This is a genomic window from Terriglobia bacterium, from assembly GCA_036496425.1.
Classification (GTDB): Bacteria; Acidobacteriota; Terriglobia; order 20CM-2-55-15; family 20CM-2-55-15; genus 20CM-2-55-15.
Map to the genome: position 1 here is coordinate 1 of DASXLG010000352.1, position 16,600 is coordinate 16,600.

At 57.2% G+C, this 16,600-nt stretch carries 14 protein-coding genes; 11 read left to right on the forward strand and 3 right to left on the reverse strand.

Annotation, left to right across the window (positions count from 1 at the left end; all coding sequences use genetic code 11):
- Positions 1-49 precede the first annotated feature (49 nt).
- From VGK48_25700 to VGK48_25710, 3 genes are all read right to left on the reverse strand, one after another.
- Entirely contained in the window at positions 50-490 is a 441-nt protein-coding gene (locus VGK48_25700; GenBank protein HEY2384586.1) for a DUF6152 family protein, read from the reverse strand.
- Positions 487-1,476 (reverse strand): formylglycine-generating enzyme family protein, encoded by a 990-nt coding sequence (locus VGK48_25705; GenBank protein HEY2384587.1) that lies wholly within the window; start codon positions 1,474-1,476, stop codon positions 487-489. Before VGK48_25705 ends, VGK48_25700 begins: the two co-directional genes overlap by 4 nt.
- A 587-nt stretch (positions 1,477-2,063) precedes the next feature.
- Complete coding sequence (locus VGK48_25710; GenBank protein HEY2384588.1) at positions 2,064-3,749, reverse strand: amidohydrolase family protein; 1,686 nt, start codon at positions 3,747-3,749, stop codon at positions 2,064-2,066.
- 48 nt (positions 3,750-3,797) lie between these two features.
- Between VGK48_25710 and ilvD the strand changes: the two genes are divergently transcribed.
- From ilvD to VGK48_25765, 11 genes are all read left to right on the forward strand, one after another.
- The gene (gene ilvD, locus VGK48_25715; GenBank protein HEY2384589.1) at positions 3,798-5,477 is read left to right on the forward strand and encodes a dihydroxy-acid dehydratase; all 1,680 of its coding nucleotides are present in this window, start codon (positions 3,798-3,800) and stop codon (positions 5,475-5,477) included.
- Positions 5,478-5,527: 50 nt separating this feature from the next.
- Positions 5,528-7,555: an LPS export ABC transporter periplasmic protein LptC gene (lptC, locus tag VGK48_25720; protein ID HEY2384590.1), complete on the forward strand. Its 2,028-nt coding sequence runs from the start codon at positions 5,528-5,530 to the stop codon at positions 7,553-7,555.
- On the forward strand, positions 7,556-8,281 hold the full coding sequence (lptB, locus tag VGK48_25725) for an LPS export ABC transporter ATP-binding protein (GenBank protein ID HEY2384591.1): 726 nt from the start codon (positions 7,556-7,558) through the stop codon (positions 8,279-8,281).
- A gap of 15 nt (positions 8,282-8,296) precedes the next feature.
- Entirely contained in the window at positions 8,297-9,892 is a 1,596-nt protein-coding gene (gene rpoN / locus VGK48_25730) for an RNA polymerase factor sigma-54 (GenBank protein ID HEY2384592.1), read from the forward strand.
- A gap of 43 nt (positions 9,893-9,935) precedes the next feature.
- Positions 9,936-10,481, forward strand: a complete 546-nt coding sequence (gene raiA / locus VGK48_25735) for a ribosome-associated translation inhibitor RaiA (GenBank protein ID HEY2384593.1) — start codon at positions 9,936-9,938, stop codon at positions 10,479-10,481.
- A 150-nt stretch (positions 10,482-10,631) separates the two neighbouring features.
- Positions 10,632-11,501: an RNase adapter RapZ gene (gene rapZ / locus VGK48_25740; protein ID HEY2384594.1), complete on the forward strand. Its 870-nt coding sequence runs from the start codon at positions 10,632-10,634 to the stop codon at positions 11,499-11,501.
- A gap of 9 nt (positions 11,502-11,510) precedes the next feature.
- A complete protein-coding gene (locus tag VGK48_25745; protein HEY2384595.1) occupies positions 11,511-11,921 on the forward strand; it encodes a PTS sugar transporter subunit IIA in 411 nt (136 codons plus the stop codon).
- Positions 11,918-12,190, forward strand: coding sequence for an HPr family phosphocarrier protein (locus tag VGK48_25750; protein HEY2384596.1), 273 nt, complete (start codon positions 11,918-11,920; stop codon positions 12,188-12,190). The genes VGK48_25745 and VGK48_25750 overlap by 4 nt, the downstream gene beginning before the upstream one ends.
- 7 nt (positions 12,191-12,197) lie before the next feature.
- A complete protein-coding gene (gene ptsP, locus VGK48_25755) occupies positions 12,198-13,913 on the forward strand; it encodes a phosphoenolpyruvate--protein phosphotransferase (GenBank protein ID HEY2384597.1) in 1,716 nt (571 codons plus the stop codon).
- Positions 13,910-15,673: an ABC transporter transmembrane domain-containing protein gene (locus VGK48_25760; GenBank protein HEY2384598.1), complete on the forward strand. Its 1,764-nt coding sequence runs from the start codon at positions 13,910-13,912 to the stop codon at positions 15,671-15,673. The genes ptsP and VGK48_25760 overlap by 4 nt, the downstream gene beginning before the upstream one ends.
- Complete coding sequence (locus VGK48_25765) at positions 15,670-16,572, forward strand: YicC/YloC family endoribonuclease (GenBank protein HEY2384599.1); 903 nt, start codon at positions 15,670-15,672, stop codon at positions 16,570-16,572. Before VGK48_25760 ends, VGK48_25765 begins: the two co-directional genes overlap by 4 nt.
- The last annotated feature ends 28 nt before the right edge of the window (positions 16,573-16,600 follow it).

Consider the following 16,600-nt stretch of genomic DNA (forward strand, 5'->3'; position numbering starts at 1 on the left):
CACACCTGAATTCCGAAATACAGGAATTCAGGTGTGCGACCCCCCCCAGCTACTGCGGAGGAGGGCCGCCGCGACGGCCGCCACCGCCTTGTCCGGGTATGCCACTGAGGGTGATCACCGTCCGGCCGTCGGCTCGCGTCAGGCCGCCGGCCCAGGCATGTTTGGAGCCGTCCCAGGCGGCGTACGCCGTGACGGTGACTTCCTCGCCGCTGTTCATCAGCGTCTGGTAGATCGTTCGGTCAAAACCGTTCCGGGCGACGACATTGGGCGCCGGGATCTCCAGCGCCCAATTGACGACGCGGCCCTGGGCATTCCTGGAATCCAGATAAATCCACCCGTGCGGGTTCTCAATGACGACCTTCGTGAGTTTGCCGACCAAGGTGAGCGGCTTGCTTTGATCGTACTCGGCCTGGAATGAATGATGCGCCCACAAGGGAATCGAAGCCGTAAACAGCGCGGCAAACAAAATAGCGATCGAAGTCTTTTTCATTGCTTCACCTCCGGTTCACGAACCACGCGGAAACCCAGATCACTGACTCTGAGGGTGGATCCGTAATAACTGTAACGGGCCGAGACGCGCAGATAAGTCGCGGGATTGTCCCAGGCGCCGCCGCGTATTACCGGCAAGCCTCGAACCAGGCCGCCGCCCCGTTGTCCGTCAGGTCCTCCACGTCCTGCTCGCCCCCCGCCGAAGCCTCGCGCGCCGTTTGGCGGCGGGCCATTCGGAGAAGGTGTTCCGTCCGTCGGAGGGCCTCCGGGAGGCGGTCCGCCAAAATTCCCTCTGCGGCCGCCAAAGCCACGACCACCGCGCCGTCCGCCACGGCCTCCACGTCCGCCCCCACCGCCTGCCGGACCGGTCGGATCGACGGCAGGGCTGGTCTTGTAGTAGTTCGCGGAGTACATATCCTCGACCCACTCCCGGACGTTGCCTTCCATATCGTACAGGCCCCACGGATTCGGTTTCTTCTGGCCGACCGGGTGCGTTTCGTCGTCGGAATTGCCGTTGTACCAGCCAATCTCATCAAGTTTCCCGGCGTAGGGTGTTGCAGACCCGGCGCGGGCTGCGTATTCCCATTCCGCTTCTGTCGGCAACCGGTAGTGATAGCCGTCATTGCGCGCGTTCAGGCGATTCAGGAATTCGTGCGCTTCATCTTTGCTGACGGTTTCGACCGGACGGTCGTCGCCCTTGATCGTGCTGGGGTTGGAGCCCATCACGCTTTGCCACTGAGCCTGGGTCAGCTCGTATTTTCCGATCTGGTAAGGCTTGCTGAGTTGAACCTGATGGATCGGCCGCTCATCGGCATTGCAATCGATGTCCCCGACAGAACAGCCCATCATGAATTGGCCTGGCTGGATCTGGACGAATTCGATACCAGCGTCGTTCTTAAGCTCTGCTGATTTCTGCTGAATGATTTGATTTTGAGCAAGCAAGCCGCACGCGCCGAACGTGAGTGCGGCGATAAGGATCCGCTTCATGACTTTCTCTCCTCCGTGCTTGGACTCGATTATAAGTCTGTCGTTTAGGTGCGGGCGTCAGGCTTAACAATCATTTACACGTGAATGGACGGGTTTCAGCCGCAGATTACGCGGATGACGCAGATGCGGCTCCCCATCGGCATCCGCGTAATCTGCGGCTAAAACAACTTTGTCTACGTGATCTTATCGAGAACCTTCGTTGATTCCGGTTTGTGGTCCAATGGAAAGCCACTTTCCGATTTCATCCTGAACCTGGATCGCAGCGCCGGAGAATGGGCCTTTCTCTGTGTGTTCGCAATAGGGGCACTGAAAGGCGGTCTTGGAAACGTTGTCGGCTTTATCAAACTGAGCTCTGTAGCGCCGTCCGCAGCTACATCGCCAGGTAACGACCGATGGCATGGGGACCTCGTCCTTTACTTACCGTTCTCTTACGCAGAAACAGGCACGTCGGTTGCCACGCGCCTGGATTCAAGCTATCGGCAAGCGAACACAATGGGTTCAGCGCGGCCGCGACGGCAGATGACGCGGAATGCGTCGCCAGGTCGGGGAATTTGTCATCGCCGGCTCAGGAAACCTTGGACGGAGACCTATGACACTCCCGCCTCGTAGACGACTTTTCCGCCGACAATTGTCATTACCGACCGGATTTGCCTGATGTCCGAATCGTTCACCGCAAAGTAATCTTTATTGAGCACGGCGAGGTCTGCGAGTTTCCCCGGCTCGATGGAACCGGCTTTGTCTTCCATCCGCAAAAACCAGCTGTTGCCGCGCGTGAAAAGACGCAGCGCTTCCTGCCGCGTGAGATGTTGACCGGCGTTGACCTGGGCACCGAAAGAGTTGATGCCGGTGGTGGCGTAATAAATGTGAAGCCACGGATTCAGCGGCGAGATGTGAACCCCATCACCATGCATGCCGGCCTGAATGCCGTGATCCAGAATAGTGCGGAATGGCGCGCCGGCCGTTACGTTGGGATCGGTTGATGTCACCCAGCGGAAGGCGGCCATCTGCACGCCGCAGCCGAGCCGTTGCAGGCGCGTCAGGAGGTCAGGAGTGACATTCGGTACGTGGTGGACCACCCAGCGCAGGTTCGTGATATCGAAATCTTTGTTGACCTTTTCATACGCGTCCACCACCTGCGTCAAGCCGGCGAGGTTTTGAACCGCGTTTTCGTTGCGCCATCCGGCCTGGCCCACCAGGCGCTGCGCTTCCTGCCAGACCGCACCGGCTCCGAGCGGTGCGGCCCACTCTCCGATGGCGCCGGTCATCATCATGTCGTCGCCGAAGAACTGAAACTGGTTTCTGAGCCGCTCCTTCAATTCGGGCAACTGCGGATCGTTCTGGTTCTGCAGAAAATTCGTCTGCAGCCGGATGATGGCTTTGCCTTCGCGATGCAGCGAAAGCCAGGCGTCGTACATCCGGTACTGATCGAGGTTCGAAAGAATCTGATTCGGATGCAGCGGACCGGGTGTCGGAAACAGCACCTGGTCGAGGTGCGTCGTCAGGCCGACGCTCGCCGAATAATTCATCGCATCGAGAGTGCTGCGCCGTTTGTCTTCGAATGTCTGCATGCGCCGCAGGTGAAAAAGCGCGCTGGCCGATGGTCCTCCGCCGGTTTGAGTGGCGGCGGCGATGGCTCCGGTCTGCGAAGCGTTTATTTTGACGATCGCCGGATGGACAGGCGGAGCGGCATCGGCGGCATCGAAGAAGGCCTTGCCGAGACTGTTCGTGGCGCATGGTCCGGTGAATCTTTCGTAGAGCAAGACAGGCCGGTCGGGAACGGCATCGTCGAGTTCGCGAAGGGTGGGATGCCGGTGTTCCGCCCACTGGTTCGGATGCCATCCGCCCATCGAAGTGATCCATTGTCCTTCGGGCACGTTTTTCCGCCGGGCCGCAAGGGCTTCCTGAATCTCCCGGACCGATGCCGTGTTTTCGAGAATCGTGTGATATCCCGGACGGTTGCCCAGGCTCACACTATGGATATGCGCTTCGATCAGTCCGGGCACCACGGTCCGGCCTTTCAGATCGATCACCCGCAGTCCGGTCTGTGTCGCAGGCCGCGTATTGCCGGCCGCAATGAAACGCCCGTTCCGGATCGTGACCGTGCTGACGATCGTGTCCCGGTTATCCATGGTGTGAATGCGGCCATTGACCAGCAGCAAATCCTGCTCAGGCCCAAGGTTCACCACCGGAACCTGTGCGGAGGCTGCTGTGGATACCGCCGCAGCTGCGCCAGCGGCGAAGAAATGACGGCGAGAAAGGTTCTTTTTGCTCATTGAAGTGATTCCCCGTGACAGCGGGATTTTAAGTCATAATGAGCGTCTATGACTGCGCAATTGAACAAATACAGCTCGCGAATCACCGAGCCGAAATCCCAGGGCGCCTCGCAAGCCATGCTTTATGCGACAGGCTTGTCCGACGAGGACATGAAGAAACCTCAAGTCGGCATTTCCAGCGTCTGGTACGAGGGGAATTCCTGCAACATGCATCTTCTGCATCTTGCCGAAAAGGTTAAAGAGGGGGTTCAGGAAGCCGGCCTGGTCGGCTATCGCTTCAACACGATCGGCGTGAGCGACGGCATCGCCATGGGGACCGACGGTATGAGCTATTCGCTCCAGTCGCGCGATCTGATCGCCGATTCCATCGAAACCACGATGAGCGCGCAATGGTATGACGCGAATGTCTCGCTTCCCGGCTGCGACAAGAACATGCCCGGCTGCGTCATGGCAATGGGACGGCTCAACCGTCCTTCGTTGATGATCTATGGCGGAACGATCCGGGCCGGTTCGAGCGCGGGGCAGAAACTCGACATCATTTCCGCGTTCCAGAGTTACGGCGAATATCTTTCGGGAAAGATCGACGACAAACGGCGGGCGGAGATCGTGCGCCATGCCTGCCCGGGCGCCGGCGCCTGCGGCGGCATGTACACGGCGAACACCATGGCATCGGCTATCGAGATGCTCGGTATGTCGCTGCCTTACAGCTCGTCGACTCCGGCGGAAGATCCATTGAAACTGGATGAATGTTTGCGCGCCGGGGCTGCGATTCGCAAGCTGCTCGAACTCGATCTGAAGCCGCGCGACATCATGACGCGCGAGGCATTCGAAAATGCAATCGTCCTGATCATGGCGCTGGGCGGCTCGACAAATGCCGTTCTGCATTTGATCGCGATGGCTCGATCGGTGGACGTGCCGTTGACGATCGACGATTTTCAGCGGATCAGCGATCGCGTACCGCTGCTGGCGGATTTCAAGCCGAGCGGCTATTACGTGATGGAAGATCTGCATAGCGTGGGGGGCATTCCCGCAGTCATCAAAGTGTTGCTGGCGGAGGGGCTGATTCATGGCGACTGCATGACGGTGACCGGCAGGACGGTGCGGGAAAATGTGAAGGACCTGCCCGGCCTGTCCGCAGATCAGCAAATCGTCCGGCCGTTGAAGAACCCGATTCACTCTCGCGGGCACCTGCAGATTCTGAAGGGCAATCTCGCTCCGGAGGGCGCCGTAGCGAAAATTACGGGCAAGGAAGGATTGCGATTCTCCGGTCCGGCCAAGGTCTATGATTCAGAGGAAGACATGTTGCACGCGCTCGAGCGCAAGGAAATCCAGAAGGGCGATGTGATCGTCATTCGTTATGAAGGACCGAAAGGCGGGCCGGGAATGCCGGAAATGCTGACGCCGACCTCGGCAGTGATGGGCGCGGGCCTCGGCAAAGACGTGGCGCTGATCACCGACGGCCGTTTTTCCGGCGGCTCTCACGGTTTCATCGTCGGGCATATCACGCCCGAAGCGCAGGAAGGCGGTCCGATTGCTCTGATCCGGAGCGGCGATCGCATCACGATCGATGCCGAAAAAAATCTGCTGACGCTGGATATTCCGGAAAGTGAACTTGCCGCCCGCCGCAATGCCTGGAAGATGCCGCCGTTCAAAGCGACACGCGGGACGCTTGCAAAGTACATCCGGGCGGTCAAGAACGCCAGCTTCGGCTGCGTCACCGACGAGTAGACGGCAATCTGCCAGACATGCGTTTAGAACGGATCTTCACACACAGATTAGTGCGGTCGCTGCAACTGCTGCTGCCGATCGTCGTTGCGGTGTTGATCGCGATTCCGACGTGGAATTACTTCATGCGGCATGAGCCGAAGCCAGCCCAACCCAGGCAGGGGCGTCAATTACCGGCCGGCGCATCTGTTCATACCGACGGTTTCACGTTCTCACAAACGGAAGGCGGCCGCACCTCCTACACCGTTCGAGCCAAGACCTATCTGGGAGTCAAAGACAACAAGAGCAACAAGAGCATGCTCGAAGATGTCGATGTGACGGTCTATGGCGCCACGGACAAGGTTCCGACGCGGACGATTCGCGGAAAGCACTGCATCTATGACCAGGATACAAGTGATTTTCAATGCCACGAGAACGTGCAGATTCAGCTCGATCCCCGGACGACCATTTATACCGAAGAGCTCTTCTATAACCATGAGACCGGCGCTGCGACTTCGCCCGGCCATGCGCATCTCGAGCAGGAAGGCACAACCGGCGAGGCGGACCGTTTCGATTACGGCTTCAACAGCGGCCTGCTGAATCTCTACGGCCACGTCAAAGTCGATACGCCGCAACACACCGAACTGCAAACCGGCACCGCTGCTTTTCAAGAAAAGGAAAACTGGACGACGATGGCGGGGGGTGTCTACATCCAATCGCCCACCGGCTGGATGCGCGGAACATCCGGCCGATCGGAGCTGACGCCCGGGACATTCAAGCCCAAGACGATAACGCTTCAGGATGGAGTCACGGGAGAATCCCATCCGAAAGACGGCAGGGAAGTCCTGAAAATCAAGGGCGATTGGCTGAACGCCGACATTTCGCCCGAAGGAAACGCCGAGCGCGTCCTCACGCGGGGTCATGCGGAGATGGAAAAGGCCGCCGGGGACCAGCAGCAGCGCTTGACGGGCGCCGAGATCGACACCACTTTCAATCGGGGGAAAGTAGATGTTGCCGATGCCCGCCAGAATGCGAAGATGATCATGGGGAACGATCAGACTCTCGAGTCGTCCGAAATCTGGACGAATGCGGGCGGTACCGTACAGACACGGGATAAGTCGGTCCTGAAGCTCGGTGACTCGACCATCGAGGGGCGAGAGTTCCATATCGAGAACGCCGAGGATGCCGTCACCTTCAGTACCCCTCGCCCCGCGAATATGAAAAAGCAAGGAGGCCAGGAGAGCTCGGCGGATCAGATGGATGCCCGCTTCGACAGCCGCACCAATATGCTCATCGAACTCGTCCAGAAAGGACACTTTCAGTTTCGCAGCCCGCAGTATGAGGGACATGCGCAACGGGGGCGCTTTGAAGACGGCGGCGACGTCGTGGTTCTGGACGGCTCCCCTGTGGTCAACGACTCCGAAAAGCATCTCCAGGCGGAACAGATTCGCTTGAACCAGAAGGACAACTCGTTCATTGCGACGAAGAATGTGTCCACCGTCATGAAGAATTCCGACGAACAGATCCTGGTCAAAGCCGCGCGCGCCGAAGGCGGCTCCGACTCGATGCTGTATACGGGAAGTGTGCAGCTTTGGCGTGGTGACACTTACATCAAATCGGACCGGCTGAAGGCCTCCGGAATGGGGGACCAGAACAGCAAGGTCCACGCGGAAGCCGCCCCCGGCGGAAAAGTGCAATCCACGCTTCAGAATGTGCGCTCGACTTCGGATACTCTCGATTACGACCAGGACGGGGGCACGATTCACTATACCGGGCATGTCAGCGCCCGAAAGCAGGATATGATCGTCGAAGCGCCAGACATGGTGGTTCATTTCCGGGACAATATGGTCACGGACATGGTCGCGACCGGCGGCGTAAAGGTCACGCGCGAAGATCAGATCGGAACCGGCGACCGCGCGGTTTACGAGGCGGCGACAAATCTCGTTACGCTGAACGGAAAGCCGGCAAAAGTCCGCGATATCGAACACGGCCTGCTGCAGGGCCCTACCGCGGAGATGCGGAATAAGGGGCAGAATGTCCTGGTTCAGAGCAAAGACGGCGAGCACACCGTCACGCAGCACCCAGTCAAGAAACAACAATAGATGACCGCACTGCGCACCATAGAAGTCACCAAATCTTACAAGGGCCGCAAAGTCGTGCAGAGTGTGAGTCTGGGTGTCGGCCAGGGAGAGGTCGTTGGATTGCTAGGACCAAATGGAGCCGGTAAGACGACGACGTTCTACATGATCGTCGGATTGACGCGGCCGGATTCGGGTTCTGTGCTGCTTGGCGAGCACGACATCACGGATCTTCCCATGTATTTGCGGGCAAAGAATGGAATCAGTTATCTGCCACAGGAAGCATCAGTGTTCCGTAAGTTGACCGTCGAGGCCAACATTATGGCAATCCTCGAGACGCTGCCGCTTTCGAGCAAAGAGCGCACGGAGAGGATGGACGGGTTGCTCGACGAATTTGGTATCGATCACGTGAGAAAGAGTCTCGCGGATACGTTATCGGGCGGTGAGAGGCGCAGGGTGGAAATCGCAAGATCGCTGGTCATTTCTCCAAAGTTTATTCTGCTGGATGAACCGTTTTCGGGAATCGATCCGATTACGGTACTGGAGATCCAAAAGATCATTAACCATTTGAAATCCAAGCAGATCGGGGTTTTGATCACCGACCACAACGTCAGAGAAACCTTGCAGGTCACGGACCGCGCCTATATCATCAACAATGGATCGATTTTTCGATCCGGCACCCCCAGGGAACTCGGAAATGACAGCGAGGTCAAGAGGGTTTATCTGGGAGAGCATTTCAGTCTAAATTAGAAGTAGCTCTTAATTATGGCGTTTCAGGATCTCAAGTTAGTTACAAAACTCGCGCAAAAGCAGGTCCTCACCCCCGGACTCGTCCAGATGGTGAGCTTGCTGACACTGAATAAGCTCGAATTGACGGAAATGATTCAGCAGGAGCTGGTTCAGAATCCTGTGCTCGAGGAAGGAACCGAAATCGTCGAGAGCACCACTCCCGAGATCGAGCTGGGGCAGGACAGCCCCGAACAGGCGGCTCAATCCGCCGGAGGCGATGTCGACGGGACGGATGCCGAATACCAGTCGCTCCGGGAAGCTGCGGAACGGGACCACTGCGTTACCGAGCCTGAAGCCACGCCCGAGGCAACAATCGAGGCCGCGGCCCCGCAGGAACCGGAACCGGCTGCCGATGATCCCTACGCGGACATCGATTTCCAAAGCTTCGATCAGTACCTGAATGACGGTGCCTCCCGTCCGCGTGAAACCGAGATTTTCGAGAAGCCGTCGTTCGAGAATTTCCTGGCCAAGCCCCAGACCCTGACAGACCATCTCGAATGGCAATTGGGTCTGGCCACCATGGAAGAAAACATCCGGCTGGGCTGCCATTCGATCATCGGAAACCTGAACGAAGACGGGTACCTGTGTGCCGTCGACGAAGGTGGCCGCGAGATCCCGATTATCCTGGAAGAGATCGCCGAAAGCGGCGAGCACGCGCTTGAAGATGTCCAGAAGGCCCTCGAGATCGTGCAGCAGTTCGATCCTCCCGGCGTCGCGGCTCGCGATTTACGCGAATGCCTGCTGATCCAGCTGAAGTTTATCGGCGAAGACGAAAGCCTCGCCGTCGATGTCGTTCGCGACCACCTTCACAAACTCCAGAACAAGCAGTTCAAGGAAATCGCGAAGGCGCTCAACAAACCGCTGAGTGCCATCATGGAGGAAGTCGAGATCATCAAGCAACTCGATCCGCGGCCCGGCCAGAAATACAATCGGTCGCAGCCCCGCTTGATCGAACCGGATGTCTTCATCGTGAAGGTGGGCGGCCAGTACACCGTCGTCACCAACGAAGACGAAGTTCCACAGCTGCGGCTCAGTCCCACCTACCGGCACATGCTGGAGCGCGATTCGCTCAACAAAGACGTCAAGAATTACGTCAAGGACTGCTTCAAATCGGCCGTGCAGCTGCTGAAGAACATCGAACAGCGCAAGCACATCATTGTCAAAGTCTGCGAAGCCATCATTCGCCGCCAGGGTGAATTCCTGGACAGAGGTATCGATCAGCTGAAGCCGATGATGATCAAGGATGTCGCGGAAGAAGTCGGGGTGCACCCGTCGACAGTCAGCCGGGCCGTTGCCAACAAGTTCGCCCATACGGCGCAGGGCGTCTTCGAATTGCGTTACTTTTTCTCGGAAGCGGTGAACGGTCCGTTGGGGAACGGAACGTCGCTGCTGATCGTGAAACGCAAGGTCAAGAAATTTATAGAGTGCGAGGATCCGCGCAGCCCTCTGACGGATGAGAAGATTGCACAGATGTTGAAAGAGGAGGGTATCTCCGTTACGCGCCGGAGCATTACGAAATACCGGGAAGACTTGAGGATTCCGAGTACACATCAGCGTCGCATCAGATCGTAGGCCTCGGGCTTGAGCTCGAGGCGTCCTCCAGGGAGGATCGTCTATGAGTATCGACATCACGGGCCGCCATATCGAGATCAGCGAACCCATCCGGAAATTTGCCACCGACCGCCTTGAACGGTTGCATGGCGTCATCGATGCGGTTCAGGAAGTCCACTTCATTCTCACGGTTGAAAAACACCAGCGTCATATCGCAGAACTCAACATCAAGACACGCCGCGATTTTTATCACGCCGAAGAAGTTTCGACGGATATGTACACCTCGGTCGCGGCCGCCGTTGATAAGGTCGAAAAACAGATCCTGAAAGACAAGGAACGCAACGTCACGCGAAAGCGGCACAACAAGAATGGCGAGGTCATCACCACCACTTCGGTTGTCGAGGTGGAGCAGGTTCTCGGCGAGCGCTTGCCGCGGATCATTCGCCAGAATGAGGTTGCCGCCAAGCCGATGAGCATCGACGATGCGGCTGTTCATATCGGGGCGTCGGATGATGATTTTCTGGTTTTCCGGAATGCCGACACCGAACGCCTGAACGTCGTTTTCAAACGCAAGGATGGCAACATCGGATGGATTGAACCCGAAGCCTGAAAAAAGTCGAACGGGAATAGCCACAAAAGGCACATAGCAGATTACAAAAGGCACAAAGACGTCACGCATAACCTCACCTTTTGTGCTTTTTGTCGTACCGTTATGCGCCTTTTGTGGCTATTCCCGTTCCCGTTGGGTTCTAATTCTCACATGCAGCCATCGTCATTCATCATCATCACCGGTTTAAGCGGTTCGGGGAAGGGCACCTTCCTCCGGGCTCTGGAGGACCGGGGTTTCTTCTGTGTCGACAATCTTCCGCTTGGTCTCCTGCCTAAGTTCTATGAACTGGTCGTCAAATCGGAAGGCGAATCCGCGAAGGCTGCAATGGTCATCGATGTCCGTGAGGGCCAGACGCTGAGCGAGTTCCCGAACGTCTATACGGAATTGAAACGAAATCCGGCTCTCGCGATGTCGCTGTGGTTCCTCGAGGCCTCGGACGCCGTTCTCGTCCGGCGTTTCAGCGAGACCCGGAGGCCGCACCCGCTGGATCCGAACCGGCCGGTGCTGGAAGCGATTGCCCAGGAGCGGGAACTGCTCGCGCCGATTCGCCAGATGGCCGATTCCATTCTCGATACGTCGCAGTTCACGATCCACGAATTGCGGCAGCATGCGGTAAGGCTGTTCGAGGAAAAGCAGGCCCAGCACCTGCTCGTCTCACTCGTGAGTTTCGGATTCAAATACGGTGTGCCGATCGATTCCGACCTTGTCTTTGACGTGCGTTTTTTGCCGAATCCCAACTTCGTTCCGGACTTGAAGCCGCATACCGGCGCCGATCCCGCGGTGCAGGAATACATGAATTCGCACGAAGCGACGCACAAGTTCCTCGAACACGTTTACAGCTTCATCGACTTTCTTCTTCCTCAGTATGAGAAAGAAGGCAAATCGTACGTGACTATCTCCATCGGCTGCACCGGGGGAAGACACCGGTCGGTATTTATCGCGAATGCCATCGGCGAGCATCTCCAGAACAACAAATATCGCGTCAAAGTTTCACACCGGGACTCGGAAAAGAAGGGTTAACATACCTTCATGATCGGCGGGCTTATCGTCACGCACGGCCGGCTGGCCATCGAGCTGCTGAATGCGGCGGAGATGATCGTCGGAGAGATTCATCACATCACAGCCGTTTCGCTGGGATGGCACGACGATGTCGATATGGCGACGGGAATGATCGAGAAGGCGCTCGATCGGGTGAATGGACCGGACGGTGTATTGATCCTGACGGACATGTTCGGGGGGACGCCCACGAACATCGCTTCGACGTTTCTCGGCCATGACAAAGTTGAAGTCGTCACCGGTGTGAATCTTCCCATGCTGATCAAGTTTGTGCAGCTCGGCGAGGGGCAGACGCTGGCGGCGGCCGCAAAAATCGTCAAAGAGCAGGGCCAGAGCAGTATTTACATCGCCAGCCAGCTGCTCGCGCCGAAACAGTCATCATGAAGGAGCGCGAGGTGGTGGTCAGCCACCGGCTCGGACTTCACGCGCGGGCCGCTGCGAAGCTGGTGCAGCTTTCGTCGCAGTTTCAATGCAACATTGTGCTGTTCAGGGCCGATGGCGCCAATGTTACGAACCCGGCCGAAGCGGATGCGCGGAGTATTTTGAGCATCCTGCTACTTTCGGCCGGATACGGATCGAAGCTCGGAGTTCGCGCGGACGGTGCGGATGAAGAAGAAGCCGTGAACACGATTTGCGAGTATCTGACGGGTTGATTGAGTAATGGGCGATGAGCGAATCATACATGGAGTTGTTGCTTCGGTAGGAACGGCCATCGGAAAGGCTGTCCGGACTTTCGATCCGCTCTTCGTGTCTTTCAATCTTAAGCTGCGACCCGACCAGGTACGCAAGGAGGTCGAGCGATTCCGCGGCTCTGTCGAGAAATCACGGGAACAGTTGAAGCGGATGCAGGCCGAGCTGAAACGCAAAAGCGGCCCGGAATCATCCTTTCTTATCGATGCGCACCTGCTGGTGCTGCAGGATCGATTGTTCGTCGACCGCATCATTGAAAAAATAGAGAACGACTCCATCAATGCCGAGTGGGCGATTCAGCAGGTCAGCGACGACCTGTTTCAGGCCTACGATCGATTGAGTGACGAGTATCTCCGCGAGCGCCGCGGAGATCTCGACGATATCGTGCGGCGCCTGCTGCACAATCTCCAGTCGAAGGCGCTGCCTTCCTTCAAGAAGCTGCCTTACGACGCAATCCTGGTCGGGAAGCTGGTTCCGCCTTCCACTTTATTTGAGTTGCGGTCGCACCGGGTTGTCGGCCTGGCTACCGAAACGGGAAGTCCGCTTTCCCATACGGCAATTATGGCTCGCTCCCTCGAGATCCCCGCGATTGTGGGGGCTCCGGAGCTGGCGGAGGTTGCCTCCGGGGACCTGCTGATCGTTGACGGCGAAAGGGGCCTCGTCATCTGGTCGCCGTCGGATGAAACGCTCGCCACTTATAAAACCCGCGATCGCGACGCTAAAAAACTAAAGAAGAAAACCGGGGAATCCGCATCGGCTCCAGCCGTTAGCGAAGATCATGTCCGGATCTCGCTCGGCGCCAATATCAACTTCGGCGAAGAGGTGAACGCAGCCATTTCCCATGGATGCGAATCGATCGGGTTGTATCGCACGGAGTTCGACTTCTTCCGCGAAGGGAAGCAGCCCGATGAAGAGTGCCTGGTTGCGGACTATTCGCTGCTGCTCAAGGCGGCTAAAGGCGCGCCCGTCACATTCCGCACGATCGACGTCGGTATCGATCAGCGGAGTTGGGATGGCGTCAATCCGAGCCTGGGGGTGCGCGGCCTGCGTTTCTGTCTGGAGAATACGGATGTCTTCAAAAAACAGCTGCGCAGCATTTACCGCGCATCTGTGAACGGCCCCACACGTATCCTTTTACCCTTCGTCTCTTCGGTGGACGACCTGGATTCGGCGATGCACATTCTCGAAGAAGTCCGTGCGGAATTGCAGATGCGCCGGCAGGCCTGCGATCCCAACGTTCCTGTGGGCGTGATGATCGAGACCCCCGCTGCCGCGCAAACCTGCGACCTGATGGCGACGCACGTGGATTTCTTCTGCCTCGGTACGAACGATCTTATGCAGTATTACCTCGTGATCGACCGCTCGGACCAGTCCGTCGTCCACCTCTACAATCCATTTCATCCCGCGATCCTGAGATGCCTGCATCAGGTGTACACTTTGCTCCGGCCGACTGGAAAACTGGTGACCGTGTGCGGCGAGATGGCCGCGGATCCGCCGTCCGCGGCGGTTCTGCTCGGTCTGGGATTCACGTCTTTGTCGGTGAGCCTGGCGGCATATCCCAGAATCAAGCGTATGATCCGGTCTGTGTCGATCGGACAGCTGCACGAACTCGCGGGCCAGATACTGAAAATGCACAAGCCCAAGGAAGTTGAACAAAAAGTCCGCGCTACGGTTTACCGGACATGAAGACCGGCGCCGCACGTTTGTGGGCTTATGCCCGGCCGTACGGATGGATACTCGCAGCTTCGCTGTGTCTGGTCGCTATCGTCGGATTCCTTGAAGCGGTGACCACTGTGTTGCCCGGCATCATATATGACACCTTCTTGAGAGACTCTCCGGCGACATCGGTTTCGATCCCTTTTGTGAAAACGAAGTTCGACCTGCCTTCTATAGATCCCCGGCTTTTTCTGCTCATGTTTGTGGCCGCTACCGTCATCAAAACCGTCGCCGAGTACGGCTCAATCAGCGCTATTGCATACATGGGAAACTCAGTAGTGCGTGACCTCCGCAACGATGTATTTGAAAAGATCGTTTTTCAGCCGTTGCGGTTTTTCCATTTCAATCCGACGGGTGAACTGATCTCTCGTGTGTCAGCCGATATTGATCGCGTTCAGACGGCCGCATCCGAAACCCTGGCCGAATTCCTGAAGCAGACTGCCACCTTGATTTCTCTGATTGTTGTGATCTTTGGCGTCGATTGGAAGCTGGCGTCGGTGTCGCTTGCCTTAGTTCCGCTTGTTTTCTACCCCACGTTATTGTTCGGCAAGAAATTACGGCTGCTGAGCAAGTCGAACCAGGAAGAGATGGCCGCGATGGCGAACCTCCTTTACGAGACGGTGACGGGTAATCGCATCGTTAAGGCATTCACCATGGAAAGGGCCGAAGCCGGCAAGTTTCGCAAGTTAACGCAGCGGATTCTCAAGCTGAATGTGCGGCAGAAGATGACGCACTCGCTGGCCTCGCCGATGATGGAAGTTCTTGGCGTGTTCGTGATTGCAGGATTTTTTCTCTACGCCCGCACCCAGATCATCAGTCAGAGGATGACGCCGGGTCTATTCCTCATCTTCATTCTTTCGTTAATCAAACTCTATGATCCCGTTCGCCGGATGAGCGGTATCAACAATTCGTTTCAGCAGGCGTTTGGAGCGTCAGGCCGCGTTTTTGAGATCCTTGGGCTCGATACGGAGAAAGACACAGGCAACAAGATGCTTACTACGTTATCGGACCGCATTGAATTCGAGAACGTGTCTTTTGCCTACGAACCAGGCGTGCCGGTGTTCGATGGGCTTTCATTCGCGGTAGGCCGCGGCGAAGTTATCGCGATCGTCGGGCCAAGCGGAGCAGGAAAAAGCACGCTGGTGAATCTTGTTCCGCGGTTCTATGACGTCACATCCGGGCGCATGCTGATCGACGGGATCGACGTTCGTGATCTTCGGCTGGAATCTTTGCGGCGGCAGGTTGCCATGGTGACGCAGGACGTGATTCTGTTCGACGACTCGATTCGAGCGAACATCGCATACGGGGATCCCGCGGCCGGCGAAGATGCGATCCGGCGCGCCGCCAAGGCTGCGCTGGTCGACGAATTCGTCAGCGATTACGATTCCAGAATAGGCGAGCGCGGGCTGCGGCTGTCCGGCGGTGAACGCCAGCGCATTTCCATTGCCCGGGCTATTTTGAAGAATGCGCCGATATTGATCCTCGACGAAGCCACATCCTCTCTGGACGCGGAATCGGAGGCGCTTGTTCAGCGGGCCTTGCAGAACCTCATGGAGGGGCGTACAACGATCGTTATCGCGCACCGTTTGTCGACGGTTCGCCGCGCCGATAGAATCATTGTCCTGGCTGATGGCCGCATCAAAGAATCGGGTACTCATGAAGAGCTCGTGGTGCGGCGAGGCCTTTACTGGAAACTCTACAATCTGCAATTTGAGGATGTGAGCTCATGATCTACAGCATGACGGGTTTTGGATCTGCACGGGCCGAGGCGCCGAATCTCGCGGTGCTCGTTGAGATCAAGAGCGTCAACCACCGCTATCTCGACGTTCATATCAAGATGCCGGGGGAATACCAGAATTTCGAGAACGTCATCCGGCAGAAGGCGTCCGCCGCATTCAAGCGGGGCCGGCTCGATGCGTTTGTCCGCATCGATTACAAACGCGAGAACATCAAACTGGATGTGAACCACAATCTGATTCGCGCCTACGTGGAGATGATGTCGGGATTGAAGACTTCGTATCCGATTCAGGGCGAACTGACGCTGGACATGATTACCCGGCTGCCGGGTCTGGTGACGATTTCGAGCAGCGATTTGTCGAAGGAGGAACTGGACCTGATCGGCCAGAAGCTCGGGGAAGCAACGGACACGGCCATTCAACAGCTGAAGCAGATGCGGATTACCGAGGGTCAGTCGCTGCTGGCCGATATCGACGGCCGCCTGCAGAATATCGACCGCCACGTGCAGACCATCCTCGCGCACTCGAAGGACTTTGTCGAACACTACCGCCAGCAGTTGATCGCCCGGGTGACCGAACTGGCGCCACAGCTTGTGGCGGAGAGCGGCCACCGGCTGGAGACCGAGGCGCTTTTATACGCCGAGCGCTGCGATATTGCTGAAGAAACCACCCGCCTGCGCAGCCATCTGGACCAGTTTGCCGGCCTGAAAAAGCTCCACGATGAAGCCGGTAAAAGAATGGATTTCATCCTCCAGGAAATGAACCGGGAAGTGACCACTACCCTGTCCAAAACCTCTGGCTTGAACGACTTGGGCGCCGGCATCGGCCAGTCCGCGATCGAAATCAAAGTCGAGATCGAAAAGCTCCGGGAACAGGTCCAAAACATCGAATAGGCTTCTGCCGCTGTGGTAAACTAAAAGT

What these genes read in the sequence shown, in the direction of transcription:
- VGK48_25705 (HEY2384587.1), bottom strand. Translation starts at nt 1,476, where the DNA reads ATGAAGCGGATCCTTATCGCCGCACTCACGTTCGGCGCGTGCGGCTTG.
- VGK48_25700 (HEY2384586.1), bottom strand. Translation starts at nt 490, where the DNA reads ATGAAAAAGACTTCGATCGCTATTTTGTTTGCCGCGCTGTTTACGGCT.
- rpoN (HEY2384592.1), top strand. Translation starts at nt 8,297, where the DNA reads ATGGCGTTTCAGGATCTCAAGTTAGTTACAAAACTCGCGCAAAAGCAG.
- raiA (HEY2384593.1), top strand. Translation starts at nt 9,936, where the DNA reads ATGAGTATCGACATCACGGGCCGCCATATCGAGATCAGCGAACCCATC.
- VGK48_25750 (HEY2384596.1), top strand. Translation starts at nt 11,918, where the DNA reads ATGAAGGAGCGCGAGGTGGTGGTCAGCCACCGGCTCGGACTTCACGCG.
- VGK48_25765 (HEY2384599.1), top strand. Translation starts at nt 15,670, where the DNA reads ATGATCTACAGCATGACGGGTTTTGGATCTGCACGGGCCGAGGCGCCG.
- ilvD (HEY2384589.1), top strand. Translation starts at nt 3,798, where the DNA reads ATGACTGCGCAATTGAACAAATACAGCTCGCGAATCACCGAGCCGAAA.
- VGK48_25745 (HEY2384595.1), top strand. Translation starts at nt 11,511, where the DNA reads ATGATCGGCGGGCTTATCGTCACGCACGGCCGGCTGGCCATCGAGCTG.
- rapZ (HEY2384594.1), top strand. Translation starts at nt 10,632, where the DNA reads ATGCAGCCATCGTCATTCATCATCATCACCGGTTTAAGCGGTTCGGGG.
- lptB (HEY2384591.1), top strand. Translation starts at nt 7,556, where the DNA reads ATGACCGCACTGCGCACCATAGAAGTCACCAAATCTTACAAGGGCCGC.
- VGK48_25710 (HEY2384588.1), bottom strand. Translation starts at nt 3,749, where the DNA reads ATGAGCAAAAAGAACCTTTCTCGCCGTCATTTCTTCGCCGCTGGCGCA.
- ptsP (HEY2384597.1), top strand. Translation starts at nt 12,198, where the DNA reads ATGGGCGATGAGCGAATCATACATGGAGTTGTTGCTTCGGTAGGAACG.
- VGK48_25760 (HEY2384598.1), top strand. Translation starts at nt 13,910, where the DNA reads ATGAAGACCGGCGCCGCACGTTTGTGGGCTTATGCCCGGCCGTACGGA.